The organism is Luteimonas wenzhouensis, assembly GCF_007859305.1.
Classification (GTDB): Bacteria; Pseudomonadota; Gammaproteobacteria; order Xanthomonadales; family Xanthomonadaceae; genus Luteimonas; species Luteimonas wenzhouensis.
On the sequence record NZ_VOHE01000001.1, the window covers coordinates 583,457 to 607,438 of the forward strand.

General features: G+C 71.8%; 13 protein-coding genes and 3 pseudogenes. 3 read left to right on the forward strand and 13 right to left on the reverse strand.

The window, feature by feature from the left end:
• Position 1: 1 nt before the first annotated feature.
• From FQY79_RS02650 to FQY79_RS02675, 6 genes and pseudogenes are all read right to left on the reverse strand, one after another.
• Positions 2–1,291, reverse strand: a complete 1,290-nt coding sequence (locus FQY79_RS02650) for an O-acetylhomoserine aminocarboxypropyltransferase/cysteine synthase family protein (RefSeq protein WP_146310470.1) — start codon at positions 1,289–1,291, stop codon at positions 2–4.
• A gap of 567 nt (positions 1,292–1,858) precedes the next feature.
• Positions 1,859–4,444, reverse strand: coding sequence for an ATP-dependent chaperone ClpB (clpB, locus tag FQY79_RS02655; protein ID WP_146310471.1), 2,586 nt, complete (start codon positions 4,442–4,444; stop codon positions 1,859–1,861).
• Between the two features lie 637 nt (positions 4,445–5,081).
• A complete protein-coding gene (locus tag FQY79_RS02660) occupies positions 5,082–5,612 on the reverse strand; it encodes a DUF4166 domain-containing protein (RefSeq protein WP_146310473.1) in 531 nt (176 codons plus the stop codon).
• A 343-nt stretch (positions 5,613–5,955) separates the two neighbouring features.
• Entirely contained in the window at positions 5,956–7,548 is a 1,593-nt protein-coding gene (locus FQY79_RS02665; protein ID WP_146310475.1) for a SulP family inorganic anion transporter, read from the reverse strand.
• Positions 7,549–8,013: 465 nt separating this feature from the next.
• Positions 8,014–10,331 (reverse strand): annotated as a pseudogene (locus FQY79_RS02670) (TonB-dependent receptor).
• A gap of 20 nt (positions 10,332–10,351) precedes the next feature.
• Positions 10,352–10,816: a DUF3574 domain-containing protein gene (locus FQY79_RS02675; protein ID WP_146310479.1), complete on the reverse strand. Its 465-nt coding sequence runs from the start codon at positions 10,814–10,816 to the stop codon at positions 10,352–10,354.
• 196 nt (positions 10,817–11,012) lie between these two features.
• Here FQY79_RS02675 and FQY79_RS02680 point away from each other — a divergent pair, with 196 nt between their 5' ends.
• Positions 11,013–13,436, forward strand: a complete 2,424-nt coding sequence (locus tag FQY79_RS02680) for a TonB-dependent receptor plug domain-containing protein (RefSeq protein ID WP_146310481.1) — start codon at positions 11,013–11,015, stop codon at positions 13,434–13,436.
• A gap of 167 nt (positions 13,437–13,603) precedes the next feature.
• Here FQY79_RS02680 and pgeF read toward each other — a convergent pair.
• The 3 genes and pseudogenes from pgeF to rluD form a co-directional block, all read right to left on the reverse strand.
• A pseudogene (gene pgeF / locus FQY79_RS02685) lies at positions 13,604–14,107 on the reverse strand (peptidoglycan editing factor PgeF); the annotation flags it as partial.
• Positions 14,108–14,392: 285 nt separating this feature from the next.
• A pseudogene (locus FQY79_RS02690) lies at positions 14,393–14,650 on the reverse strand (laccase domain-containing protein); the annotation flags it as partial.
• On the reverse strand, positions 14,644–15,642 hold the full coding sequence (gene rluD, locus FQY79_RS02695) for a 23S rRNA pseudouridine(1911/1915/1917) synthase RluD (RefSeq protein WP_146310483.1): 999 nt from the start codon (positions 15,640–15,642) through the stop codon (positions 14,644–14,646). The pseudogene FQY79_RS02690 and the gene rluD, both read right to left, overlap by 7 nt.
• A gap of 87 nt (positions 15,643–15,729) precedes the next feature.
• Between rluD and FQY79_RS02700 the strand changes: the two genes are divergently transcribed.
• Entirely contained in the window at positions 15,730–16,611 is an 882-nt protein-coding gene (locus FQY79_RS02700; protein WP_146310839.1) for an outer membrane protein assembly factor BamD, read from the forward strand.
• A gap of 66 nt (positions 16,612–16,677) precedes the next feature.
• On the opposite strand, the gene FQY79_RS02705 is transcribed toward FQY79_RS02700, so the two are convergent.
• The 4 genes from FQY79_RS02705 to sucC all read right to left on the reverse strand — a co-directional run bounded on the left by FQY79_RS02705 (position 16,678) and on the right by sucC (position 22,087).
• Positions 16,678–18,318, reverse strand: coding sequence for an NAD+ synthase (locus tag FQY79_RS02705; protein WP_146310485.1), 1,641 nt, complete (start codon positions 18,316–18,318; stop codon positions 16,678–16,680).
• A 606-nt stretch (positions 18,319–18,924) separates the two neighbouring features.
• A complete protein-coding gene (locus tag FQY79_RS02710; protein ID WP_146310486.1) occupies positions 18,925–19,272 on the reverse strand; it encodes an endonuclease domain-containing protein in 348 nt (115 codons plus the stop codon).
• Positions 19,273–19,841: 569 nt separating this feature from the next.
• A complete protein-coding gene (sucD, locus tag FQY79_RS02715) occupies positions 19,842–20,720 on the reverse strand; it encodes a succinate--CoA ligase subunit alpha (RefSeq protein ID WP_146310488.1) in 879 nt (292 codons plus the stop codon).
• 197 nt (positions 20,721–20,917) lie between these two features.
• Positions 20,918–22,087: an ADP-forming succinate--CoA ligase subunit beta gene (gene sucC / locus FQY79_RS02720; RefSeq protein ID WP_146310490.1), complete on the reverse strand. Its 1,170-nt coding sequence runs from the start codon at positions 22,085–22,087 to the stop codon at positions 20,918–20,920.
• Positions 22,088–22,267: 180 nt separating this feature from the next.
• Between sucC and FQY79_RS02725 the strand changes: the two genes are divergently transcribed.
• On the forward strand, positions 22,268–23,911 hold the full coding sequence (locus tag FQY79_RS02725) for a sensor histidine kinase (protein ID WP_246122970.1): 1,644 nt from the start codon (positions 22,268–22,270) through the stop codon (positions 23,909–23,911).
• Positions 23,912–23,982 lie beyond the last annotated feature (71 nt).

The window sequence follows — 23,982 nt, forward strand, 5'->3', positions numbered from 1 at the left end:
CTCAGGCCCGGGCCAGCGCCTGGTCGAGATCGGCGACCAGGTCGTCGACGTGCTCGATGCCCACGCACAGGCGCACGGTGTCCTCGCTGACGCCGGCCTTCTCCAGCTCCTCCGGCGACAGCTGCCGGTGCGTGGTCGAGGCCGGATGGGTGGCCAGCGAACGGGTGTCGCCGATGTTCACCAGGCGGGTGAACAGCTGCAGCGCGTCGAGGAAGCGCGCGCCCGCCTCGCGTCCGCCCGGCAGGCCGAAGGTGAGCAGGCCCGAGGCGCCACCATCGCGCATGTACTTCTTCACCAGGGCGTGGTCGGGATGGTCCTCCAGGCCGGCGTAGTTCACCCACGCCACCTTCGGATGGCCCTGCAGGTGGCGTGCGACCGCCAGCGTGTTGGCGTTGATCCGGTCCATGCGCAGGGCCAGCGTCTCGATGCCCTGCAGGATCAGGAACGCATTGAACGGCGACAGCGCCGCGCCGGTGTTGCGCAGCGGCACCACCCGGGCGCGGCCGATGAACGCGGCCGGGCCCAGCGCCTCGGTGTAGACCACGCCGTGGTAGCTCACGTCCGGCTCGTTGAGGCGCGGGAATCGCTGCTTGTGCTCGGCCCAGGGAAACCGGCCCGAATCGACGATCGCCCCGCCGATGCTGTTGCCGTGGCCGCCCAGGTACTTGGTCAGCGAATGCACCACGATGTCGGCGCCGAAGTCGATCGGCCGCAGCAGGTAGGGCGTGGGCACCGTGTTGTCCACGATCAGCGGCACTCCGTGCGCGTGGGCGACCTTCGCCACCGCCTCGATGTCGGTGATGTTGCCCAGCGGGTTGCCGACCGACTCGACGAACACCGCCTTGGTGCGCGCGTCGATCAGCTTGCCGAACGAGTCGGGGTCGCGGTGGTCGGCAAAGCGGACCTGGATCCCGAACTGCGGCAGCGTGTGCGCGAACAGGTTGTAGGTGCCTCCGTACAGCGCCGCCGAGGACACGATGTTGTCGCCGGCCTCGGCGATGGTCTGGATCGCGTAGGTGATGGCCGCCTGCCCGGACGCCAGCGCGAGCGCGCCGATCCCGCCCTCGAGCGCCGCGACGCGCTGCTCGAGCACGTCGGTGGTCGGGTTCATGATCCGGGTGTAGATGTTGCCCGGGACCTTGAGGTCAAACAGGTCGGCGCCGTGCTGGGTGTTGTCGAAGGCGTAGGCGACGGTCTGGTAGATCGGCACCGCCACCGCGCGGGTCGTCGGATCGGGCCGGTAGCCGCCGTGGACGGCGATGGTTTCGGGCTTCCAGTTCTGTTCTGACATGGGCTTGCGTGGGTCGCGATGGAACCCCCGACCATACGCCAAAGGCCGGCGACGTGGACGGCAGGTTGCAGTGGCAACCATGGGCGCGGGGCGCCGCGCCGGGATTGCGGGGCCTGGATCGCGCGGCTGCGCCGCCCCCACCCAACCCTCCCCCGCAAGCGGGGGAGGGGGCCGGAACATCTGCTGCCCACGCCTCCTTCGCACAGGGATCGGCGTCCCCGTCCCAGGTGACGCCGCCGGACGACAGCCGCCACCTCGACCCTTCGGGCCAGCCGGACATTGCCCCCTCCCCCGCCTGCGGCGAAGGTCGGGGTGGGGACAACCGCCACCTCGACCCTCCCGGCCAGCAGGACATTACCCCTCCCCCGCTTGCGGGGGAGGGTCGGGGTGGGGGCAACCGCCACCTCGACCCTTCGAGGCCAGCAGGACATTTGTCCCCTCCCCCGCCTGCGGGGGAGGGTCGGGGTGGGGGCAACCGCCACCTCGACCCTTCGAGGCCAGCAGGACATTTGTCTCCTCCCCCGCCTGCGGGGGAGGGTCGGGGTGGGGGCAGCGGGCGCCCCGATCTCAGCCCTTGGCGAACACCAGCCGCCCGCCCTCGGCGTCCACGCGCACCGTGTCGCCGTTGCCGAAGCTGCCCGACAGGATCTCCTGCGCCAGCGGGTTCTCCAGCTGCTGCTGGATCGCGCGCTTGAGCGGGCGTGCGCCGTACACCGGATCGAAGCCGACATCGCCCAGCAGCTCCAGCGCCTGCTCCGAGACCTCGATCCGGATACCGCGCTCGGCCAGCCGCTTCTCCAGGCCCCGCAGCTGGATGCGCGCGATCGACTTGATCTGCGCCTTGTCCAGCGGGTGGAACACCACGATGTCATCGAGCCGGTTGATGAACTCGGGGCGGAAGTGCGCCTGCACCACGCCCATCACCGCGGCCTTCATCTGCAGATAGGCCTCGGGCGAATGGTCCTCGCTCAGTTCCTGGATCTGGTGCGAGCCCAGGTTCGAGGTCATCACGATCACGGTGTTGCGGAAGTCCACCGTGCGACCCTGGCCGTCGGTCAGGCGGCCGTCGTCGAGCACCTGCAGCAGGATGTTGAACACGTCCGGGTGCGCCTTCTCGACCTCGTCGAGCAGGATCACGCTGTAGGGCCGGCGCCGCACCGCCTCGGTGAGGTAACCGCCCTCCTCGTAACCCACGTAGCCCGGGGGCGCGCCGACCAGGCGGCTCACGGAGTGCTTCTCCATGAACTCGCTCATATCGATGCGCACCATCGCCTCCTCGGTATCGAACAGGAACCCGGCCAGTGCCTTGCACAGCTCGGTCTTGCCCACGCCGGTGGGGCCGAGGAACAGGAACGAGCCGTCGGGCCGGTTCGGGTCGGCCAGTCCGGCGCGCGCCCGGCGCACTGCGTCGGACACCACCTTGACCGCCTCGTCCTGGCCGACCACGCGCTCGTGCAGCGCCTGCTCCATCTTCAGCAGCTTCTCGCGCTCGCCCTCGAGCATCTTGCTGACCGGGATCCCGGTCCAGCGCGCGACCACCTCCGCGATTTCCTCGGCCGTGACCCGGTCCTGCAGCAGCTGGAACCCGGTGCGCTCGGCCTCCTGGGCAGCCTTGAGCTGCTTCTCCAGCTCCGGCAGGCGGCCGTACTGGATCTCGCTCATCTTCGCGTAGTCCTGGCGGCGCTGCGCGGCCTCGAGCTCCAGGCGCGCCTGCTCGATCTGCTCCTTGATCCTGGTCGCGCCCTGGACCGTGGCCTTCTCGGCCTTCCAGATTTCCTCGAGGTCGTTGTACTCGCGCTCGAGCGTGGCGATCTCGGCCTCGAGGTCGGCCAGGCGCTGCTTCGAGGCGTCGTCGGTCTCCTTCTTCAGTGCCTCGCGCTGGATCTTGAGCTGGATCAGGCGCCGCTCCTTGCGGTCGAGCTCCTCTGGCTTGGAGTCGATTTCCATGCGGATGCGGCTGGCGGCCTCGTCCATCAGGTCGATGGCCTTGTCGGGAAGCTTGCGGTCGGCGATGTAGCGGTGGCTGAGCGTCGCCGCGGCGACGATCGCCGGGTCGGTGATCTCCACCCCGTGGTGCACCGCGTAGCGCTCCTTGAGCCCGCGCAGGATGGCGATGGTGTCCTCGACGCTGGGCTCGCCCACGAACACCTTCTGGAAGCGGCGCTCGAGCGCGGCGTCCTTCTCCACGTACTTGCGGTATTCGTCGAGCGTGGTCGCGCCGATGCAGTGCAGCTCGCCGCGCGCCAGCGCCGGCTTGAGCATGTTGCCCGCGTCCATCGAGCCCTCGGCCTTGCCGGCGCCGACCATGGTGTGCAGCTCGTCGATGAACAGGATGATCTGGCCCTCGTTCTTGGCCAGGTCGTTCAACACGGCCTTGAGCCGCTCCTCGAACTCGCCGCGGAACTTGGCGCCGGCGATCAGCGCGCCCATGTCGAGCGAGAGCACGCGCTTGCCGCGCAGCCCTTCGGGCACCTCGTTGTTGACGATGCGCTGGGCCAGGCCCTCGACGATCGCGGTCTTGCCCACGCCGGGCTCGCCGATCAGCACCGGGTTGTTCTTGGTCCGGCGCTGCAGCACCTGGATGGTGCGGCGGATCTCCTCGTCGCGGCCGATGACCGGGTCGAGCTTGCCGGCCTCGGCGCGCGCGGTCAGGTCGACGGTGTACTTCTCCAGCGCCTGGCGCGCATCCTCGGCGTTCTCGTCCTGCACGCTCTCGCCGCCGCGCACTTTCTCGATCGCGGCCTCCAGGCCCTGCTTCGTGGCCCCGGCTGCCTTGAGCAGGCGCCCGGCCTCGCCGCCATCCTCCAGCGCCGCGAGCAGGAACAGTTCGCTGGCGATGAACGCATCGCCGCGCTGTTGCGCCAGCTTGTCGGTGACGTTGAGCAGCCGCCCCAGGTCGTTGCTGACCGACAGCTGCCCGGCCTGCCCGGTGACCTTCGGCAGCCGCTCGAGCGCCTCGCCCAGCTGCTCGCGCAGCAGCGGCACGTTGACGCCTGCCTGCGACAGCAGCGGCCGCGTGCCCCCGCCCTGCTGGTCGATCAGCGCGACGAGCAGGTGCACCGGCTCGATCATGTTGTGGTCGCGGCCCACGGCCAGCGACTGCGCGTCGGCCAGCGCCTGCTGGAAACGCGACGTGAGCTTGTCCATCCGCATGGGGATTTCCTCGGAAACGGTGTGGCCGGCGAGGCCGGCGATGCCCTCCAGATGCGGTCTTCGCCGCTTGGAAACAAGCCTCGGGGGCGAAGCGTCTCCCCAGGGCCGCGGCCCCTCCCCCGCTTGCGGGGGAGGGCCGGGGTGGGGGCATACCAGGCCAGCACCGCCACCTGAAGCCGCCCCCCCTCCCAGCCTCCCCCCGCAAGCGGGGGGAGGAGCAGGACGGTCGCGCCCGTCGCCTCCCCTCGCAAGGAACTAGCCCCCTCCCCCGCTTGCGGGGGAGGCCGGGGTGGGGGCACGCCAGGCAGCAGGGCCACTGAAGCCGCCCCCCTCCCAGCCTCCCCCCGCAAGCGGGGGGAGGAGCAGGACAGACGCGCCCGTCGTCTCCCCCCGCAATGAACTAGCCCCCTCCCCCGCTTGCGGGGGAGGGTTGGGGTGGGGGCATGCCAGGCAGCAGAGCGACTGAAGCCGCCCCCTCCCAGCCTCCCCCCGCCAGCGGGGAGAGGAGCAGGATGGTCGCGCCCGTCGCTTCCCCCCGCACCGCATCAGCCCGCTCCCCCGCTTGCGGGGGAAGGAACAGTGAAGCGTATCGCCTCGCCCGGAACGCACGGGAAGGCCGAAACACGACTTCCGTCGCCTATGCCCGCTCCAGCCATCCCGAATACCGGATCACCCGCCCGGCCACCGGCAGCACCGCCTCCACCTCGAAGCGGTAGCGCCCGTCCTGCTCGAACTCGCGGCAGCGCACGCCGTCGAACATCGAGGCCGGCAGCGGCAGCAGCCCGAACAGCCGCGCCCCCGACACCGTCCACCACACCACCCCTTCGTTGGCGTGCAGCTCGATGCGCAGCGACACCGGTCCCAGCCGCTCGCGCAGCCGGCCGCCGCGCAGGCGCAGGGTCGATGTCATCCGCGCTTCCCCAAACCGGCGCCGCCAGGTCTCGCGCGCGGGTTCGCATTCGAACTCGACCACGGTCGCCACGTCCTGCCCCGCCGGCGGCAGGCCGGCCAGCCAGGCGCACAGGCGCGCGAGCGGATTGCGGCCGCGCTCGACCGTGGCCCGGCCGGTGTAGCGCACCAGGCCACGGCTGGAATGGAGCTGGCGCAGGCTGTCGGGCAGCCGGAAGAAGGCGGCCCCGAGCACCTGCTGGAACACGGACGGCTGCATGCAAGGCCTCGTATGGTCGACGGGGCCAGCATAGCCGCAGCACCGCCCGCCGCCGGCCTGGACAGCGTCGACCGCGACACCGGGGCCTCGATCGCCCGGACCGGAAACACCGCACCGGTGGGAACGCCCCTCGACGTCGCCAGCCCGTCCATCCGGCCGCGGCAAGCCGCCCCGCTCCACCTGCCCGACGCCGGCATACGCCTCCCGGCACGCCCGATCCACGCTGCCAGGATGCCCGACGTCCTCGACGGGATGCCCTGGCGCAGGCTCGTGCCGCGCGGTGAACCGCGCCGGATCGCCGCGACGCGCACCCGCATGCGGCGAAGCGGGTGCCGCCCGGTCGCTATCGCGGCCGCATCCGCTGCAGCGAGAGCAGCCCCAGCAGCGCAGCGAGCGCGGCGTAGCCGCCGGCGAACTGCCACGCGATCACCGCCCGCAGGCCGTCCAGCGACCACGGCAGGTACACCCCGCCGCGCGGATCCACCGAATGCACCACGCCCACCAGCGACAGCCCCGCGCACAGCAACAGCACCCCGGCCGCGGCGCGCAGGCGACCCTCGACCATCGCCACCAGCGCGGTGGCCCACAGCATCGCGGTGATGATGAAGCCGTTGCCCAGCGTCACCAGCACCGCCAGTTCGGGCAGTCCGTGCGCGCCGGTCTGCGCGTACAGCGCTGCGAAGTGCTCCGGCGAGATCCAGTCCGGATTGCCGAGCTTGATCCCGAGCAGGTACGCCAGCGACGGCAGGAACGCCAGCACCACCGCCGGCGCATGGCGCGCCGGCGTGGCCTCGAACGCCTGCACCGTGATGCCGATGCCCACGTAGACGATGATCGGCGCCAGCACCGCCAGCGGCAGCCACTGCACCAGGCCCGCGACCACGCCCAGCATGCCGCCGATGCCGACGAACAGGCCGGTGAGCAGGGTGTAGCCGCTGCGCGCGCCCATCTGCTTGTAGGCCGGCTGGCCGATATAGGGCGTGGTCTGGGCGACGCCGCCGCACAGGCCGGCGGCCAGGGTCGAGAACGCCTCGACCAGCAGCACATCGCGGGTGCGGTAGTCGTCGCCCGCCGCGCGCGCACTTTCGCTGACGTTGATCCCGCCCACCACCATCAGCAGCCCGAACGGCAGCAGCAGCGGCAGGTAGGGCACGGTGGCCGGCAGGCCGTCGATGAAACCCAGGCCCGGCAGCGGCAGCTGCGGCGACAGGCGCACCGGCTCGGGCAGGGCGAAGCCGGGCACGCCGAGTCCGGCCAGGCCGAGCCCGTAGTACAGCGCAGTACCGACCAGGAACGCGAGCAGCACGCCCGGGATCCGCACCGGCAGCGATCCGCGCGCGACCAGTACGTACAGCAGCAGGCCGAACGTGACCATCCCGACCACCGGATTGCGCAGCAGTTCGACCAGCGGCAGGAACCCCAGCAGGGTCAGCGCCGCGCCACCGATCGACCCGAGCAGCGCCGCACGCGGCAGCACCCGCGTGATCCAGTCGCCGGCGAACGACAGCACCGTCTTGAGCACGCCCATCACCACCAGCGAGGCCATGCCCAGCTGCCAGGTGGCGATGCCGGCGGCCTCGGCGTCCAGGCCGTCGGCACGGAACGCGAGGAAGGCGGGGCCCAGCACCAGCAGCGCCATGCCGATGCTGGTCGGCGCGTCCAGGCCCAGCGGCATCGCGGTGACGTCGTCGCGGCCGGTGCGCGCGGCGAGCCGCCGCGCCATCCAGGTGTAGGCCAGGTTGCCCAGCAGCACGCCCAGCGCCGTACCCGGGAACATGCGGCCGAACACGATCTCCGCGGGCACGCCGAAGATGCCCACGAGGGCCATCGCGATGAAGCCCAGGATCGAGAGATTGTCGACGACGAGGCCGAAAAAGCCGTTGAGGTCGCCGGCGACGAACCAGCGCGGCGCGGTGCGGGAGGGAGGCGGGGTCATGCGGTGTGGATCCTCGGGGTGTCCGGCTCAGGTCGATACGCGAAAGCGCGCGGGAGGGTGCATGGTCCTCGCCCTACCCGCTGCCCCTCCCCCCGCCTGCGGGGGAAGGCCGGGAGGGGGGGCAACGCCCGGATCACATCGCTGACCGGCTGCCCCACCCAACCCTCCCCCGCACGCGGGGGAGGGAGTGACGCGTGGAATGGAGGGACGTGCACGCGGGGGAGGGAGTGATGCGTGGCGTGGAAGGGCTTGCACGGTTCCTGCGCCGCGTTCGGCCCCTCCCCCCGCTTGCGGGGGGAGGCTGGGAGGGGGGCAACGCCCAGATCGCATCGCTGGCTGGTTGCCCCCACCCCAACCCTCCCCCGCAAGCGGGGGAGGGGGCTTGTTGCCCCGCGTATCCGTCACCCCGCAATGAGCCCTCCCCCGCAAGCGGGGGAGGGAGTCGGCCCTGCATATCGCCACGTCCTAGAACCGTGCCGTGAATTCGACGCCGACGGTGCGCGGCTCGTTGAGGAAGCCGGTGAGGTTGTTGAAGTCGATGCCGCCGACGATGCGGGTCTGGTCGGTGATGTTGCGCCCGAACACCGCCACCTCGCGGTTGCCGTCGGCCCAGTTGTAGCCCAGGCGCAGGCCGCCCTCCAGGCTCGACTTGCCGGTGAACTCGGGCGACTCGTACAGGAAGAAGTTCACCTCGCTGCGGTACGCCCAGTCGGTGAACACGAAGAATTCGCCCTGCCCCACCGGCACGCCCCAGCGCGCTGTCAGGTTGTGCACCCACTTGGGCGACTGCGGCAGCGGGTTGCCGTCGATGTAGTAGCGCCCGGTCGGCTGGCCGTCGGCGTGGAGCACCGGCGGGTCGGTGATCGTGCATTGGGCGCAGCCGGCCACCGACAGCGTGGGGTCGTTGATCTCGGTGTCGTTGTAGCTGCTGCCGAGGGTGACCAGCAGCGAATCGGTCACCCAGGCCTCGAGATCGAGCTCCAGGCCCTGCCCGGTGGTGCGGTCGGCGTTGAGCAGGGTCGCGATGTTGGCCGCGCCGCCCACGGCGATGATCTGCTGGTCGTCCACCTCGTAGTGGAACACGTTCAGGCCCAGGCGCGCGCGGCGGTCCCACAGGTCGGCCTTGATGCCGGCCTCGAACGAGATCGCCTCTTCCGACCCCGCGGTGGTCACGCCGCCGTTGGGCGCGGCCGGATCGGCGAACAGCAGCCGGCCCTGGATCGACGGCGCACGGAAGCCGGTGGCCACGCGGGCATAGACGTTGACCGCGTCGCTGGCCGCGTACACCGCGCTCAGGTCCCAGCTCACGTTGCTCTCGTCCACGTCCACCCGGTAGGGCCCGCCCACGGGCGCGCCGAACGGGGCCGCCTCGATGACCCTGGCGCTGAACGCCTTCTCGTCGTGCGTGTAGCGCAGGCCGCCGCGCAGCGTCAGGCGATCGGTGGCGTCGTATTCGCCCGACGCGAACACCGCCCAGGCCTTGTTGCGCTGGGTCTGCACCGCGTAGCCCGCGCGCGGGTTGCCGGGCGCGAGCGAGTCGAAGTTGAAGCTGTCGACGGTCAGGTCCTCGTCGAACCAGAACAGGCCCGCCTGCCACTCGAAGCGGTTGCCGGTGTCGGACTCGATGCGGAACTCCTGGGTGACCTGGCGATGCTCCGGCAGCCCGTCGGCCGATTCCGACGCGAACGGGATCAGCCCCGGCCCGGTCAGCTCCGGCGGCAGGAACGCCGCGCCATAGCCGCCGTCGATGTCGCCGCGGTTGAGCGTTTCCACCGTCTCGTAGCCGGTGATCGAGTACAGGTTGTAGTCGCCCAGGTCCCAGCGCAGGCGCACGCTGCCGCCGCGGCTGTCGAGGTCGGAGAAGTTCACGCCGTCCAGCGACACCCGGTCGCGGTCGAAGCCGGGGACGAAGTCGTTGCTCCCCGGCTGGATGATGTTGGCGCGGAACACGCGCGCGGTGCCGTTGAGGTGGCGCCCGTGCAGCTTGAACAGGGCCTCGAAATCCTCGCCCTCGTACAGGAACTGGACCCGCGCGGCGGACTCGTCGAAGCCTTCCAGCCCGTCGTTGGCCGCGCCCGGATGGGTGTTCCCGACCCAGTCGTCACGGCGCTGGTATAGCGCCGACACGCGCACCGACCAGCGGTCGGTCAGCGGCCCGCCGTACGCGCCCTCGACGTTCCACAGCCCTTCGTTGCCCAGCGCGATGCGCGCGTAGCCGCTGGCCTCCTGCGACGGGCGCACCGATTCGAACTTCACCACGCCGGCCGGGCTGTTGCGCCCGAACAGCGTGCCCTGCGGGCCGCGCAGCACCTCGATCCGGTCCAGGTCGAACACCGGGAAGCCCTTGAGGATCGGGTTCTCCTGGACCACGTCGTCGTACACCAGCGACACCGGCTGCGAGGCGTTGAGGTCGAAGTCGGTGTTGCCCAGGCCGCGGATGTAGAAGCGCGGGAATGCGCGGCCGAACGAGGACTCGATGTTCAGGCTCGGCACGCGCCCGGACAGGAAGCGCACGTCGCCGGCGCCGGAGGCGAACACGGACAGCTTCTCGCCCGACAGCGCGCTGATCGAGATCGGCACGTCCTGGATGTTTTCGACCTTGCGCTGGGCGGTCACCTCGAGCGCATCGAGGGTCACGGCGTCCTGGGCCTGGGCTGCCGGCGGCACGGCCAGGGCGAGCGCGAGCAGGCCGCGGCGGAAGGGGCGGAAAGCGGCTTGGCGGGCGGAGGGGTGCATGGGGCAGCTCCAGCGGACGGAAGGAAACGGGACGGGATGCCGGCCACGCGCACCCGCCCGGCGGGGATCAGAACGAGACCTGGACCGGCTGGCGCGACCACAGCACCGACTGGTGGCCGTGCCTGCGCTTCCAGGCCAGGCGGATCGCCTCGATGTCGGCGGCGCGCTGCGGGGTGTCCTCGTGCACGATCACCAGCACCTTGGACTGCAGCCGCTCGGGTTCGGGCCGGCCGCGGAACAGCCATTGCCCGTAACCGTCGAGCACGGTCAGGCCGTCGGGGAAGCGCGGGGTCACCTCGCGGTCGAGGAACTCGCGCCACTGCGCCTCGTCGATCGGCGCCACCTGCGGATCGATGTTGGCCTTGCCGACCCCGAAGTAGAGCTCGCTGCGGACCCAGTCCGGGGCCCGCGCGGGGCGCGCCCGGTCGCCTTCGAGCGTGGCGGTGACCTGCCGCGCGGCGGGCTCGGCCACGGGTAAGCCGGCGCAGGCGGCAAGCAGGGCACACAGCAGCAGGGAACTGGCGGCTCGCATCGGACACAGGCGGGACGAGGGCGGCAAAGCGTGGCCACGGCGGCGCGGCGCGGGCAAATAACGTTCGGTCATGAGTGGATTCGGATTGGCGATGCGGTGGACGGTGGCACGGCCGTCCGCGTCCAATACGATATCGCTTCATCCGGATGGATAGGGAGGTTCTCCGGCACGCCTTGTTTCACCGGAGCACCCTCGCATGCCCCTGCACCGCCGCGTTCCCCTCGCCGCCGCCATCGCGCTGGCCCTGTCCTGCGCCCCCGTCCTGGCCCAGGACGCCGTCGCCACCCTCGACCAGGTGATCGTCACCGGCACCCGCGCCAGCGACCGCACCGCGCTCGAGTCCACCTCGCCCATCGACGTGCTCGACGCCGAGGACATCCGCCGCGCCGGCGCGGTCAACGGCGAGCTCGGCAGCGCCCTGCAGGCCCTGCTGCCCTCGTTCAACTTCCCGCGCCAGTCCAATTCCGGCGGCGCCGACCACGTGCGCGCCGCCCAGCTGCGCGGCCTGGCGCCCGACCAGGTGCTGGTGCTGGTCAACGGCAAGCGCCGCCACACCTCGGCCCTGGTCAGCACCGGCAGCAAGATCGGCCGCGGCACCACGCCGGTCGACTTCAACGCGATCCCGGTCTCGGCGATCCGGCGCATCGAGGTGCTGCGCGACGGCGCCGGCGCCCAGTACGGCTCGGACGCGGTGGCCGGCGTGATCAACATCATCCTCGACGACCGCGCCGAAGGCGGCGCGATCGAGGCCAGCTACGGCCTGCACCACACCGAGCTGGCGCCGATCGGCCGGACCCTGACCGACGGCCAGACCGCGCAGCTGTCGGCCAAGGTGGGCACCGCCCTGGGCGAGGACGGCTTCCTGCGCCTGGGCGTGGAGTTCAAGGAACGCTCGGGCACCAACCGCGCCGGCTTCGACCAGGTCCCGCCCTGGGACCAGACCCCGGCCAACCTGGCCGTGCAGGGCCAGCGCAACTACCACATGGGCGATGGCGACTCGCGCGACATCAACGCCTGGTTCAACGCCGAGGCGCCGCTGGGCGAGGACGCCGCGTTCTACGCCTTCGGCACGTACAACCAGCGCGACACCGAGGGCGCGAACTACTTCCGCTACCCCGACAGCAGCGCCAACTGGCCCGAGGTCTATCCCGACGGCTTCCGCCCGGTGTCGGTCGGCGAGAACCTGGACGCCGGCCTCGTCGCCGGCCTGCGCGCGCATCGCGGCGAATGGGATCTCGACGCCAGCGTCAACCACGGCCGCAACGAGTTCACCTACCGCCTGCGCGACTCGATCAACAGTTCGCTCGGGCCCTCCAGCCCCACCAGTTTCCGCACCGGTGACTACGCCTTCTCGCAGACCCTGGCCAACCTGGACCTGAGCCGCGGCTTCGCCCGTGGCGACCACTTCCACACGCTCGCCCTGGGCGCGGAATACCGCGTGGAACGCTACGACACCGGCGCCGGCGATCCGGCCAGCTACGCCGTGGGCCCGTATACCGACCGCCCGGCCGGCTCGCAGGCCGGCGGCGGCCTGACCCCGCAGGACGAGGCCAACCTCGACCGCAGCGTGGCCAGCGTCTACGCCAGCCTTGCGAGCAGCTTCGGCGAACGCCTGACCACGGACCTGGCGGTGCGCTACGAGGACTACGAGGACTTCGGCGGCGAGCTCACCGGCAAGCTGGCCGCACGCTACGAATTCAGCCCGGCCTTCGCCCTGCGCGGCGCGGTGTCGAACAACTTCCGCGCGCCCTCGCTGGCCCAGGTCGGCTTTGAATCGACCAGCACCGGCTACAACGCCGCCGGCCAGATCGTCGAGGGCCGCCTGCTGTCGGTGAACAACCCGATCGCACGCGCGCTCGGCGCCACCGACCTGGATCCGGAGAAGTCGGTGAACCTGAGCCTGGGCTTCACCAGCCGCATCGGGGAGCGCTTCGACCTGTCCTTCGACCTGTTCCAGATCCGCATCGACGACCGCATCGCCCTGTCCGAGGCGATCACCGGCCAGGCGCTGACCGATTTCGTCGACGCCAACTTCGACGTCGCCCGGATCCAGAGCGCGCAGTTCTTCGTCAACGCCGCCGACACCCGCACCCGCGGCGCGGAGCTGGTGGGCAACTGGCGCGACCAGCTCGCCGGCGGACATCTGCTGCTCACCGGCACCTGGAGCTACGCGAAGACCGAGCTGGAGAACGTCGTCGCCACGCCGGCGCAGCTGGCCGCGCTGGACCCGGGCTACATCCTGTTCGGGGTCGAGGAAAGCAACACCATCACCGACGCCGCACCGCGCACCCGCGCCCAGTTCAGCGCCAACTGGAACAACGACCGCTGGAACCTGCTCGCGCGCCTGCAGCGCCACGGCAGCGCCAAGCGCGTGTTCAACTTCGGCGGCGGCTTCGAGCCCGAGCAGGTGTACGGCGCCGAGTTCCAGCTCGACGCCGAGGTCGAGTACCGGTTCAACCGCCACTGGACCCTGGCCCTGGGCGGGCAGAACCTGACCGACGCGTATCCCGACCTCTCCAACGAGGACATCTACTACTTCGGCAACCTGCCCTACGACGTGCTCTCGCCGATCGGCAGCAACGGCGCGTACTACTACACCCGCATCCGCTACACGTTCTGAGCCGTGCACGGCTGCGCGCCGCCGCCATTCCGGCGGCGGTCGCGGCCTGCACGCGGCCCCGATGCCGGCACGCGCCGGCGTCGACTTCTTCCGGTTCCTCCCCGAACTTCGGGACCGGTGCCCTCCTGGGTCGAGCCCGGCTTCGGATGGAAGCGCCATTCTTCTCGTCAGCGCGCGCCCGGCTCCAGCCAGGCGATGGTGGCCAGGCGCCCGCTGCGGCCATCGCGCCGGTGGGAGAAAAAGCGCGCCGGATCCGAGATCGTGCACAGGTCGCCGCCGTGGATGTCGGTGGCCCGCATCCCGGCCGCGACCAGGCGCCGCCGCGCCAGCGCCGGCAGGTCGGCCAGCCAGTGGCCCTCGCGCGTGGGAACGAAGGCAGCCTCGGCCGCCGGATCCGGCCCGGTGAACGCCGCGAAGACATTGCGTCCGACCTCGTAGCGGCGCGGCCCGGCGCAGGGGCCGATCCAGGCCACCAGGTCGCCGGGCGGCGTGCGCATCGCGGCCAGCGTCGCTTCGAGCATTCCGGCGGACAGGCCGGGCCAACCGGCATGCGCGGCCGCCAGCTCGCTGCCATCGCGGGCGGCGAACACCACCGGCAGGCAGTCGGCGGTGAGGATGGCCAGCACGACCCCCGGGGTGGCAGTCACCGCGGCATCGGCCTCGGGCTCTTCGGCCAGCGCGGAAAGCTCCCACCCGGGCCCGCTCCCTCCCTCGCCCGCGGGGCAGGGCCGGGGCGGGGGCGGCCCCCCTCCCAACCTCCCCCCGCCTTGCGGGGGGAGGAGCAGGCCATCGCCCCCGCCACCGGATCGACTCCCATCCCCCGACGCGCTCCCCCCGAAGCCGCTCCCCCCGAAGCCGCTCCCTCCGAAGCCGCTCCCCTCGATGCCGCTTCCGCCGAGGCCGCTCCGTCCCGCAGACCCACTCCCTCCCCCGCCTGCGGGGGAGGGCCGGGGTGGGGGCGGCCCGAACCTCACCACCCGCGTCCCATGCACCTGCCGCAGCCAGCGCGGCGCCGACGGCAGCCCGAAGCGCCTCACCAGTTCCTCGCGGTTGCGCGCCACCACCGCCGGGTCGTCTCCCTCCGGGCCACGGCAGTTGCCCAGGTTGAAGCGGTCGAAGGGCGGCGCCGAACTCCCCGCGCCATGGCGCAAGGTGGTGAACACCCGCACCCCGGGCGGGAATGGCGCCGCCGCGTGGATCCGGTCGCTCACCACCGCCGCGCGCGCTCGGCCTCGGCGTGGAGCGCGGCGTCCTCACGCAGCGCGGCCAGCAGCGCGAGCATGTCGTCGGGCACCGGGGCAGTGCAGCGCAGCGGTTCGCCACTGGCCGGATGGGTGAACTCCAGCGTCTCGGCATGCAGGGCCTGGCGACCGAAGCCGCGCAGCGCCGCCGCCAGCGCTTCGCTGGCGCCCCTGGGCAACCGCAGCGGCCCGCCGTACAGCGGGTCGCCGACGATCGGATGCCGGGCATGCGCCATGTGCACCCGGATCTGGTGGGTGCGCCCGGTCTCGAGCCGGCATTCGAGCGCGGTGTGGGCGCGGAAGCGTTCGCGCAGGCGGTAGTGGGTCACCGCCTCGCGCCCGTCCTCGCGCACCGCCATCCGGATCCGGTCGCGCGGATGGCGGTCGATCGGCGCATCGACGGTGCCGCCCGAGACCAGCGCGCCCACCACCACCGCCAGGTACTGCCGGTGCACGCCGCGCGCCGACAGCTGCTCGACCAGCGCCGCCTGCGCCTGCAGCGTGCGCGCCACCACCATCACCCCGGAGGTGTCCTTGTCCAGGCGATGGACCACGCCCGCCCGTGGCAGCGCGGCCAGCGACGGATCGCGATGCAGCAGGGCGTTGACCAGGGTGCCATCGGCATTGCCGGCGCCCGGGTGCACCACCAGGCCCGCCGGCTTGTCGAGCACCAGCACGTGGTCGTCCTCGTGCAGGATCCGCAGCGGGATGTCCTGCGGCACGACGGCCGTCTCTACCTGCAGGCGCGCGGCCAGGCGCACCTGCTCGCCGCCGCGCACCGGCTCGCGCGGGCGTACCTGGCGGCCGTCGAGCAGCGCGTCCCCGTCGCGGATCCAGGCCGCCAGGCGCGAGCGCGAGAACTCGGGGAACAGTTCGGCCAGCACCGCGTCGAACCGGCGCCCGGCGGCGGATTCGGGTACGCGGGCCTCGCGGAGGTCGACGGCGTCGGGGCTGGGCTCTGGCATGGACGGCTGCGATTCAGGCCCCGGAACCGGGCGGCCGGGGCGGACTGCTATTATCCGCGCTTCGTGCCCAGCCTGCCCCCGGTGCCCATGTCCCTCCGCCCGATCCCGTTCCGCCGCGCGATCCTGCTCCTGCTGGTGATCGTCCTGACGACCTCCGGCTGCGGGCGGATCAAGGGCATGTTCAAGGACGAGAACGAAAACGAAGGCGTCCCGGTCGAGCAGCTCTACGACAAGGGCCTGTCGCAGATGCGCAACGGCAACTGGGCCGGCGCCGTGGTCACCTACCGCCGCCTGCTGGCGCAGTACCCGTACGGGCCGTACACCGAGCAGGCGCTGATGGAGACCGCGTTCGCCTACTACAAGATGGGCAACGACGAGGAGGCGATCTCCACCATCGACCGCTTCCTGCGCACCTACCCCACGCACCGGAACACGCCGTACATGTACTACCTGCGCGGCCTGGTGAACTCCAAGCGCGACACGGTGTTCCTGCAGCGGGTGTGGCGCCTGGACATCAGCCGGCGCGACCTGGCCACGCCCAACCAGGCGTTCTCCGACTTCAACACCCTGGTCGACCGCTACCCCAACAGCCGCTACGCCGACGACGCGCGCCAGCGCATGGCCGTGCTGCGCAACATGTTCGCCCGGCACGAGATCGAGGTCGCGCTGTACTACATGCGCCGCAATGCGCTGGTGGCCGCCGTCGAGCGCGCCAAGTACCTGCTCGAGACCTACCCGCAGAGCGAATACCAGAACGACGCGGTGGCGGTGCTGGCCGCGGCCTACGACCGCCTGGGCAACCAGACCCTGGCCGCGGATGCGCGCCGCGTGCTCGAGTACAACGAACCCGGCCATCCGTACCTCACCGGCGACTGGCCGAACTACCCGTGGACGATACGCAAGATCAATCCGTTCGCCGGCGAGCGTTCCGCGATCGACAACGACGAGCGCCGCAAGCGCAGGAACTGACCCCGCCCGCGCCAGGCCACGCCGCACGCCGCCTCCGGGCGGCGTTCGCGTTTCCCGGGGCCGGGCTCAGGCCGGGTAGCGGTTGCTGATCGGGTAGCGCCGCTCGCGCCCGAACGCGCGCCGCGACACCTTGGGTCCGGGCGCGGCCTGGTGCCGCTTCCACTCCGCGGTGCGCACCAGCCGCAGCACCCGCTCCACCGTGGCCGGATCGAAGCCGGCGCCGGTGATCTCCTCGCGCGACTGCTCCAGGTCCACGTAGCGGCGCAGGATCGCGTCGAGCACGTCGTAGGGCGGCAGCGAGTCCTGGTCGAGCTGGTTGTCGCGCAGCTCGGCCGACGGCGGGCGCGCGATCACCGCCGGCGGGATCACCGGCGCCCCGCCGACCGTGTTGCGCCACTTCGCCAGTCCGTAGACCTCGGTCTTGTACAGGTCCTTGATCGGCGCGTAGCCGCCGCACATGTCGCCGTAGATGGTGGCGTAGCCGACCGCGTACTCGCTCTTGTTGCCGGTGGTGAGCAGCAGCCCCCCGAACTTGTTGGCCAGCGCCATCAGCAGCGCGCCGCGGGTGCGCGACTGCAGGTTCTCCTCGGTGGTGTCGGGCTCGCGGCCCTCGAAGTGCGGCGCCAGCGCCTCCACGAAGCCCTGGAACGGCTGCTCGATCGGCACCGTCAGCAGGCGCACGCCGAGCGCGTCGCACTGCTCCTGGGCCAGGTCGTTGGACAGCCCGGCGGTGTAGCGCGAGGGCATCCGCACCGCGGTGACCTTGTCCGCCCCCAGCGCGTCCACCGCCAGCGCCAGCACGATCGACGAGTCGATCCCCCCCGACAGCCCCAGCCACGCGCGCGAGAACCCGTTCTTGCCGCAGTAGTCGCGGATCCCGCGCACGATCGCGCGCCAGGCCAGCGCATCCATGCTCTCGTCGCCGTCGTCCATCCACAGCACCGGCGAGAAGCGGCGCGCGGCGACGTGGTAGTCCACCACCAGCCACTGGTCGGTGAACGCGGCCGCGGCCGGATGCACGCTGCCGTCTGCGTCGGCGACCAGCGAGGCGCCGTCGAACACCAGCGAATCCTGCCCGCCGACCAGGTTGACGTAGGCCAGCGCCGCCCCGCTTTCGCGGGTGCGCTCGGCCAGCATCGCGTCGCGCCGCGCGTGCTTGCCGCGTTCGAACGGCGAGGCGTTGGCGACCAGCACCAACTGCGCGCCCTCGCCCACGGCCCCGGCCAGCGGCTCGGGGAACCACAGGTCCTCGCACACCAGCACGCCCACCGGCACGCCCTTGACCTCGACCACGCAGTGGCCGCCGTCCGGGTCGACCTGGAAGTAGCGGCGCTCGTCGAACACGTCGTGGTTGGGCAGCTCGCGCTTGCGGTAGGTGGCCTCGATGCGCCCGTCGCGCAGCACGCTGGCGGAGTTGTAGAGCACGCTGCCCGCGCTCTCGGGCCAGCCGACCACGGCCACGATCCCCCTGGCCGCCCTCGCCACCACTTCGCGCATCGCGCGGTCGCAGTCGGCCAGGAACGACGGCCGCATCAGCAGGTCCTCAGGCGGGTAGCCGCTCACGGCCAGCTCCGGGAACAGCACGATGTCGGCCCCGAACTCGTCGCGCGCCTCGCCGATCATCGCCGCGATCCGGCTGGCGTTGCCCGCGACGTCCCCGACCGGGAAATCGAACTGGGCCATGGCGATGCGCAGGGTGTCGGTCATGCGGGTGGATCCATGCGTGGGGAGCCCCGCAAGTATGGACCCACGCGCCCGACCCCGCCGGCATCGCAGCGGCTGCCCCGCCCGACCGCCGGCCTGCCCCTTCCCCACCCCACGGCCTGCCTCCCCTGCTTGCGGGGGGCTGGGAAGGGCACCTGCCGGAGCCAACGTCGCACCACCTGCCCCCACCCCAACCCTCCCCCGCAAGCGGGGGAGGGAGCTGGACCTGGCGCCGGCGGGGCCGAACTTGGCGGCGGTGGGAGCGGATCCGGAAGCGGGAATAAAGGGCCGCGACGCCCCCGTCCGACGGCCTGCCCCTCCCCCCGCTTGCGGGGGGAGGCTGGGAGGGGGGCACCCTCCGGAGCCATCGGCGCACCGCCTGCCCCCACCCCAACCCTCCCCCGCAAGCGGGGGAGGGAGCCGTGCCTGGCGGCGGTGGGAGCCGGACCAGGCGCCGGTGGGGCCGAACTTGGCGGCGGTGGGAGCGGATCCGGAAGCGGGAATGAAGGGCCGCGACGCCCCCGTCCGACGGCCTGCCCCTCCCCCCGCTTGCGGGGGGAGGCTGGGAGGGGGGCACCCTCCGGATCCATCGAAATGACGTGCCCGCACTCAGCGCCGCGCCCCTTTCAGCCACCCCAGGATCGCCTCGCACACCGCTTCCGGATTCCCCAGGACCTCGTGGTTCCAGAACCGCACCACCTCGAACCCCGCGGCACGCAGGAACGCATCGCGGACCGCATCGCCGCGCGCGCCGGCGTGCTGGCCGCCATCCACTTCCACCACCAGCCGGGCCTGCAGGCAGGCAAAGTCGGCGACGTACGACCCGATCGGCACCTGGCGCCGGAACCGGTGTCCGGCCAGCTGGCGCATGCGCAGGCATCGCCAGAGCACGCGCTCGGCATCGGTCATGCCCGCGCGCAGCGCGCGGGCACGGTTGCGCTTCTGGCCGGCTCGCATCGGGGCTCCCCGCGGGGCTCTGGCTGCAAGGTCGCAGTCGGGCCGGGATGGGGGGATCGGGGGGCGCTGTCGGGAGGTGTCGGAAAGTGCCGCGTCTGGCTGCCCCCCCCTCCCAACCTCCCCCCGCAAGCGGGGGGAGGGGCAGGAGTCGGGGCACTCTGCCGCACGTCCACTCCCTCCCGCGCTCGCGGGGGAGGGTTGGGGTGGGGGAGCCTCCGCAGCGACGCGATCTGGGACGCCCCCCTCCCAACCTCCCCCCGCAGGCGGGGGGAGGGGCAGGAGTCGGGGCACTCGGCCGCACGTCCACTCCCTCCCGCGCTCGCGGGGGAGGGTTGGGGTGGAGGAGCCTCCGCAGCGACGCGATCTGGGACGCCCCCCTCCCAACCTCCCCCCGCAGGCGGGGGGGGAGGGGCAGGAGTCGGGGCACTCGGCCGCACGTCCACCCCCTCCCCCGCTCGCGGGGGAGGGTTGGGGTGGGGGCAGGCAGGGTGCGGATGCCATCGCCGCCCCCCTCAACGCAGAAAGGCCGCCCGAAGGCGGCCTTCCCGCTGCAGCCGGGGCGGGCGGCGTCAGCCCGCCAGGCGCTTGGCGATCGCCGCGCCCAGGTCGCCCGGCGACTTCACCGTGGTCACGCCCGCCTTCTCCAGCGCGGCGAACTTGCCCTCGGCCGTGCCCGAACCACCCGAGGCGATCGCGCCCGCATGGCCCATCCGCTTGCCCTTCGGCGCCGAGGCGCCGGCGATGAACGCCACCACCGGCTTGGTCACCGACTCGGCGATGAACTCGGCCGCCTCTTCCTCGGCGCTGCCGCCGATCTCGCCGACCAGGATGATGCCCTCGGTCTGCGGGTCGTCCTGGAACAGCTTCAGCGCGTCGACGAAGCTGGTGCCGTGGATCGGGTCGCCGCCGATGCCGATGCAGGTCGACTGGCCCAGGCCCACGTCGGTGGTCTGCTTCACCGCCTCGTAGGTCAGCGTGCCCGAGCGCGAGACGATGCCCACCTTGCCGGGCTTGTGGATGTGGCCGGGCATGATCCCGATCTTGCACTCGCCCGGGGTGATCACGCCGGGGCAGTTCGGCCCGACCAGCACGGTGTCCGGGTAGGTGGTGCGCAGGGTGTGCTTGACCCGCAGCATGTCCAGCACCGGGATGCCCTCGGTGATGCACACGATCACCTCGATGCCGGCATCGGCCGCCTCCAGGATCGCGTCGGCCGCGAACGGCGGCGGCACGTAGATCACCGAGGCGTTGGCGCCGGTGTCGGTGACCGCGTCGCGCACGGTGTTGAAGACCGGCAGGCCGAGGTGCTCGGTGCCGCCCTTGCCCGGGGTCACGCCGCCCACGACCTTGGTGCCGTAGTCGAGCATCTGCTCGGCGTGGAAGGTGCCCTGCTGGCCGGTGAAGCCCTGCACGATCACCTTGGTGTTCTTGTTGACGAGAACGCTCATGTGTTGGTCCTGATCTGTTGAAGCCCTTCCCCCGCGCGCGGGGGAAGGGTCGGGATGGGGGCCGGGTCCGAAGCGACGTTCGCCCCCACCCCAGCCCTCCCCCGAAGGCGGGGGAGGGAGCGTGTAGGTCCCTGCACCGGGATGCGTGGGGGTCGCGCGGACCCGCTGCCGCAGGCGGTGGAGGGCTGGTGGATGCCTCAGGCGGCCTGCTTCACCGCCGCGACCGCCTTGCGGGCGCCGTCGTTGATGTCGTCGGCCGGGGTGATGGCAAGCCCGCTCTCGCGCAGCAGCTTCTTGCCTTCCTCCACGTTGGTGCCTTCCAGGCGCACGATCACCGGCACCTTGACGTCCACCTCCTTGACCGCGGCGATGATGCCCTCGGCGATCATGTCGCAGCGCACGATGCCGCCGAAGATGTTGACGAAGATCGCCTTCACGTCCTCGTCCGACAGGATCAGCTTGAACGCCTCGGTCACCCGCTCCTTGTTGGCGCCGCCGCCCACGTCGAGGAAGTTGGCCGGCTCGCCGCCCTCGAGCTTGATCACGTCCATCGTCGCCATGGCCAGGCCGGCACCGTTGACCATGCAGCCGATGTCGCCGTCCATGGTCACGTAGTTGAGGTCGTGCTGGCTGGCGGCCACCTCGGTCTCGTCCTCCTGGCGGATGTCGCGCATCGCGACCAGGTCGGGGTGGCGGAACGAGGCGTTGTCGTCGGAGTTGACCTTGCCGTCGAGCACCGCCAGGTCGCCGTTCTTGAGCACCGCCAGCGGATTGAGCTCGACCAGCGCCAGGTCCTTTTCGTTGAACAGCCGGTACAGCCCCAGCATGATCCGGGTCAGCTGGTTGACCTGCTTGGCGCTCAGGCCCAGGGCGAAGCCCATCTCGCGGCACTGGTAGGGCTGCAGGCCCTGGACGAAATTGACGTTGAGGGTCTGGATCGCGTCGGGGTTCTCCTGCGCGGTCTTCTCGATGTCCACGCCGCCCTCGCTCGAGGCGATGAAGGTGACCGACTGGGTGCCGCGGTCCACCAGCACCGACAGGTAGAGCTCCTGGGCGATGTCGGTGGCCTGGGTGACCAGCACGCAGTCGATCGGCAGCGCCACGCCCGCCGACTGGTAGGTCTCCATCCGCGTGCCGAGCATCGCCTTGGCGTAGTCGCGCACTTCGTCGAGGGTGCGGGCGAGCTTGACGCCGCCTGCCTTGCCGCGGCCGCCGGCGTGGATCTGGGCCTTGACGACCCAGAAGTCGCCGCCGATGGCCTTGGCCGCGTCGACCGCTTCTTCCGGCGAGCGCGCCACGCGCCCGGCCGGGACCGCGATGCCGTATTCGGCAAACAACTGCTTGGCCTGGTATTCGTGAAAGTTCATGTGGGGTCCGTGCTGGGGAGGATCGCGGCGGCGCCCGGACCCGGAGGCCTGCAGGCGGCACGCGGCCGCATATTCTCGCGCATGCGCCGGCCGCGGGCAAAGGCGTGCGGCCGGGGCCGGGCCGCGGGCGCCGGTTCCCGGCCTATACTCCGGGGCCCCGACCCCTGGCGCCATCCGCCCTTGGCCGCACCCGACGCAGCCCCGCCCGCCCGCCTGCATTCGCTGCGCCGCGAGCTGTACCTGTTCGCGCTCTACCGCCTGTTCGAATCGGCCCTGCTGGCGCTGGTGGTCTTCAGCCCGGCCGGGGAGCTGTTCGGCCAGATGCACATGCCGCAGCTGGCGCGCACGGTCTCGGCCACCTACGTGGTGCTGTCGCTGGTGCTGCTGGCCCACGCCCGGCACCTGCACCGGGCCGAGGGCGTGCTGCGCGGCGGGGTGCGCCCGCACGTGGTGGTCGGCCTGGGGGTGGACGTGGCGGTGGTGTTCCTGGCCACCCACGCCCTGCCCGCCGCCGGGCCCGGCATCGCGCTGATGTTCGTGTTCAACCTGGCCGCCGGCGCGCTGTTCCTGTCGGTGCCCTGGAGCATGGCCTTCGCCGCCGCGGCCACCGCGGCCCTGCTCGCCCAGTACGCCTGGCAGCGGGTGGAAGGGGTGGACGCGCGGCCGCTGGCCGAGGTGGTGATGTTCGCGGTGGCCTACGTGGCCGTGGCCGCGCTGATGCACCACCTGGGCCGGCAGATGCGCGCCGCCCAGCGGCTGGCCGACCGGCGCCACGCCGAGGCCGCCAACCTGGCCGAGATCAACGAACTGGTGATCCGGCGCATGCGCATCGGGGTGATGCTGGTGGACGGCGGCGGCCGCATCCGCATGGCCAACGAGGCCGCCCAGGTGCTGCTGCGCGAGGACAACGCCGCCCACGACCCGCCCATGCACGGCAAGCTGCTGGCCGAGATCGCCCCGGAACTGGCCGCGCGCCTGGACCAGTGGCGCCGCGACGGCGAGCAGAACGAGCTGCCGATGGCCTGCGGCCCCGAGCGCTCGGAGGTGCTGCCGCGCTTCACCCGCCTGCTGGCCACCAGCGACGCCACCCTGGTGTTCCTGGACGACACCTCGCTGGTCTCGCGCCGCGCCGAGTCCCTCACCCTGGCCGCGATGGGCCGGTTCTCGGCCAGCCTGGCCCACGAGATCCGCAACCCGCTGGCCGCGATCAACTACGCCACCCAGCTGCTGGAGGAATCACAGGACCTGGGCCCCAGCGACCGCCGCCTGCTGCAGATCATCCACCAGCAGTGCATGCGCACCAACGGCATCGTCGAGAGCGTGCTCGGCCTGGCCCGGCGCGAGCGCGCCAAGCCCGAGCGCATCGACCTGGTGGCCTTCCTGCGGCACTTCATCGAGGACTACCGCCTGATCGTGCCCGAGGAGAACGCCCGGCTGCAGGTGACCGGCGACTGCGCCCGGATGCCGGTGATGTTCGACCCGCGCCACCTGCAGCAGATCGTCACCTCGCTGGTGAACAACGCCGTGCGCTATGGCCACCTGCCCGGGGAGGTGCCGCGCATCTCGCTGCACGTGGAGGAGCACGAGCGGATCCCCGTGCTGAGCATCCTCGACCGCGGCCCGGGCATCCCCGACGCGGTCACCGCCCAGCTGTTCCGCCCGTTCTTCACCACCTCCGAGAACGGCACCGGCCTGGGGCTCTACATCGCCCACGAGCTGTGCCGGGCCAACGACGCCGAGCTCGACTACGTGCCGGTGCCCGGCGGCGGCGCCTGCTTCCGCATCACCCTGCCCGCCCAGCACGCGCTGCTGGCCCCGGACTGAGGCCGGACCAGGGCGCGGGCAACAGTTTCCGCCGGAACGGCCGATAGTCGTTCCCGTGCACCCGTTCCCCC

Excerpts from the sequence above, each read along its gene's own strand:
- FQY79_RS02650 (WP_146310470.1), bottom strand. The coding sequence starts at position 1,291 with ATGTCAGAACAGAACTGGAAGCCCGAAACCATCGCCGTCCACGGCGGC.
- clpB (WP_146310471.1), bottom strand. The coding sequence starts at position 4,444 with ATGCGGATGGACAAGCTCACGTCGCGTTTCCAGCAGGCGCTGGCCGAC.
- FQY79_RS02660 (WP_146310473.1), bottom strand. The coding sequence starts at position 5,612 with ATGCAGCCGTCCGTGTTCCAGCAGGTGCTCGGGGCCGCCTTCTTCCGG.
- FQY79_RS02665 (WP_146310475.1), bottom strand. The coding sequence starts at position 7,548 with ATGACCCCGCCTCCCTCCCGCACCGCGCCGCGCTGGTTCGTCGCCGGC.
- FQY79_RS02675 (WP_146310479.1), bottom strand. The coding sequence starts at position 10,816 with ATGCGAGCCGCCAGTTCCCTGCTGCTGTGTGCCCTGCTTGCCGCCTGC.
- FQY79_RS02680 (WP_146310481.1), top strand. The coding sequence starts at position 11,013 with ATGCCCCTGCACCGCCGCGTTCCCCTCGCCGCCGCCATCGCGCTGGCC.
- rluD (WP_146310483.1), bottom strand. The coding sequence starts at position 15,642 with ATGCCAGAGCCCAGCCCCGACGCCGTCGACCTCCGCGAGGCCCGCGTA.
- FQY79_RS02700 (WP_146310839.1), top strand. The coding sequence starts at position 15,730 with ATGTCCCTCCGCCCGATCCCGTTCCGCCGCGCGATCCTGCTCCTGCTG.
- FQY79_RS02705 (WP_146310485.1), bottom strand. The coding sequence starts at position 18,318 with ATGACCGACACCCTGCGCATCGCCATGGCCCAGTTCGATTTCCCGGTC.
- FQY79_RS02710 (WP_146310486.1), bottom strand. The coding sequence starts at position 19,272 with ATGCGAGCCGGCCAGAAGCGCAACCGTGCCCGCGCGCTGCGCGCGGGC.
- sucD (WP_146310488.1), bottom strand. The coding sequence starts at position 20,720 with ATGAGCGTTCTCGTCAACAAGAACACCAAGGTGATCGTGCAGGGCTTC.
- sucC (WP_146310490.1), bottom strand. The coding sequence starts at position 22,087 with ATGAACTTTCACGAATACCAGGCCAAGCAGTTGTTTGCCGAATACGGC.